The 2552-nt window shown below is 47.6% G+C and carries 2 protein-coding genes; both read left to right on the plus strand.

What is annotated here, in order from left to right:
• The first annotated feature begins 161 nt into the window (after positions 1-161).
• Positions 162-1199: an ISAs1 family transposase gene (locus tag OEV79_12560; GenBank protein ID MDH4212268.1), complete on the plus strand. Its 1038-nt coding sequence runs from the start codon at positions 162-164 to the stop codon at positions 1197-1199.
• 371 nt (positions 1200-1570) lie between these two features.
• The coding region (gene rho / locus OEV79_12565) for a transcription termination factor Rho (GenBank protein MDH4212269.1) at positions 1571-2552 on the plus strand (982 nt) is incomplete at its 3' end.

A 2552-nucleotide genomic window follows, 5' to 3' on the forward strand; every position in this document is an offset into this window, starting at 1 on the left:
GAAAAAAGCGTGTTAATGTCCAGATAGAGTGCATGGCTTTACCAAAGTCACTTGACAGAATAAAAAAACAGATCCTTCTCGGTAGAATTGCAAGTAGTCGCAAGCAATGAACCGAGGAGGATCTGAGATGAATTATAGCAAAGGGAAAAAAAGAACGAGAGATCAATGCGGAAGGTGTAGAGTACGATAGCGGCAGCGTTTTTGAAAGGTTAGGTCAATTAACGGATATTCGAAAAGCGCGCGGGAAGCGTTTTAGCTTGGAAAGCATCCTAACGATTATTGTCATGGCAAAAATGTGTGGAGAAGATACGCCATCGGCAATTGCGGACTGGGCCAAGAACCATCAGGAACAAATATTAAAGTTATTGCAATTGAAACGACCTAAGCTACCACACTACAACACGTATCGTCGAATACTGGCGCATGTGGTGTATGAAGAAGAAATTGCGAGGTTGGTGGGAGAATACAATCAAAGAGGAGAGCATGGCGAAGTGTATGTGATGGATGGGAAAACACCACGCGGAACACGCAAGAAGGATGAAGACGGATCAGAATATTTATTGAGCGTGTATGATGTGGAACAGGCGAAAGTGCTGTCTCAAGTTGCGGTGGGTCGCAAAGAAAATGAGATCACGCAGGCTCCCGAAGCCTTGAAAAAGGTGGAAATCTCTCGAAAAATCATCACCGCAGACGCCATGCACACCCAAAAAGCGGTATCGGCTCAAATTATCAACCAGGGTGGTGACTATGTCTTTCCAGTCAAGGAAAATCAACTTCGGCTATATCAAAATATTCAACAACTCTTTGCGCCCGAATATCCGAAACCCGGCTTTGGGAAAATTCAAATGGATTTCCTCACTACACAAAAAGTGAGTAAGGGTCACGGCCGTTTGGAAACTCGCATCCTTACTACAAGTGAAATGCTGAACCCGTATTCGACCTGGCCGGGCTTAGCGCAAGTCTATCGTCTCGAACGTCAATTTCAATGGTGGCGCTCTGGACGTTGTTATCGTACTTCGAATGAAGTGGAGTTCGGAATTACAAGCTTGTCGCGCACCAACGCGTCACCGGCGCGTCTCTTGAAGATTCGTCGAGCGCATTGGGGTATCGAAACAGGACTTCACGGCCGTCGTGACGTGATCTTTAAAGAAGATACAACACGAATGACCGTGAAGTCATGGCCTCGATCAACAACTTAGTGATCGCTCTCACTCGACAAGCAAAATTCCATAATACCGCTCAAGCCCGACGCTGGTTTGCTGCTCATATCTCTGACGCGTTTTCACTGCTCACGACACCCTTTTCCCGACTTTGGTAAAGCCATGGGTGATATTCTTGCACCACTTTCTCGAAGGTGCTATAATACTTATACTTCCCCGTTAATTTACAGACCTTTTAATTGACGTAATCCATTAGCACAGCCTCTCATCTTGTATGGGCGGCGTATGACAAGAATTTGACAGAATACCCAACCCTCCACAAATAAACTAAGAAACTTCCCAGCCTGCCTAACAAGGCACTGGTTTGGTTTGCATTCACACATATCACTCCAACAAAAAGAGACTAAAACATGAAAATACTAGAACTAGAGAACGAACCCCTCTCCAAACTGCGCGGCATGGCAAAGTCATTGAACATTCCCAATGCCAATCGTCTGAAGAAAGAGACCCTCGCCATGATGATCCGCGAGGCAGAGGCGCAAAAGGAAGGCATTGAATTGCGCGGCGGTATTTTGGAAATCATGAGCGAAGGTATCGGCTTCCTGAGAGCCACAAACTACAGAATCAGTGACCAGGATGTATACGTCTCGCAGGCACAACTCCGTAGGCATGACCTCAGGGCAGGCGACCTCGTCATTGGACAGGTACGCCCCCCTCGTGAAAGTGAACGACACTTTGGATTACTGAAAGTAGAATCGATCAATGGGCTGGACAGCGAAGAAGCATTAAAACGACCTGTCTTTGAAAACCTGACACCGATCTTCCCAGACAAAAGATTTGATCTCGAAACCGACCACGATACACTCGCCCCACGCCTTATCAACCTGATCGCCCCCATCGGACGAGGCCAGCGCGGACTGATCGTATCACCACCAAAAGCGGGGAAGACCACAATTCTCAAGCAAATTGCGAATTCCATTTCAACAAAATATCCAGATGTACATTTGATCGTTGCGCTCATCGGCGAACGACCTGAAGAAGTGACCGATATGGACCGCTCTGTGGATGCCGAAGTTGTCGCTTCGACATTTGACGAACCAGTCACATCTCATGTCCGCACAGCGGAACTGGCGCTGGAACGGGCGAAAAGACTGGTTGAGATCGGACGCCACGTGGTCATCTTAATGGACTCGATCACCCGTCTAGCTCGCGCTTATAACCTTGTTGTAAACCCATCAGGGCGCACACTGTCAGGCGGTATGGATCCTTCAGCTTTATATCCGCCCAAACGTTTCTTCGGTGCGGCACGTAATATCGAAGAAGGCGGCTCGTTGACGATCATTGCAACCTGTCTTGTGGATACCGGCTCACGCCTCGATGATGTTGTATACG

The organism is candidate division WOR-3 bacterium (genome assembly GCA_029858255.1).
Taxonomy (GTDB): domain Bacteria; phylum Hydrothermota; class Tepidihabitantia; order SM23-42; family SM23-42; genus SM23-42.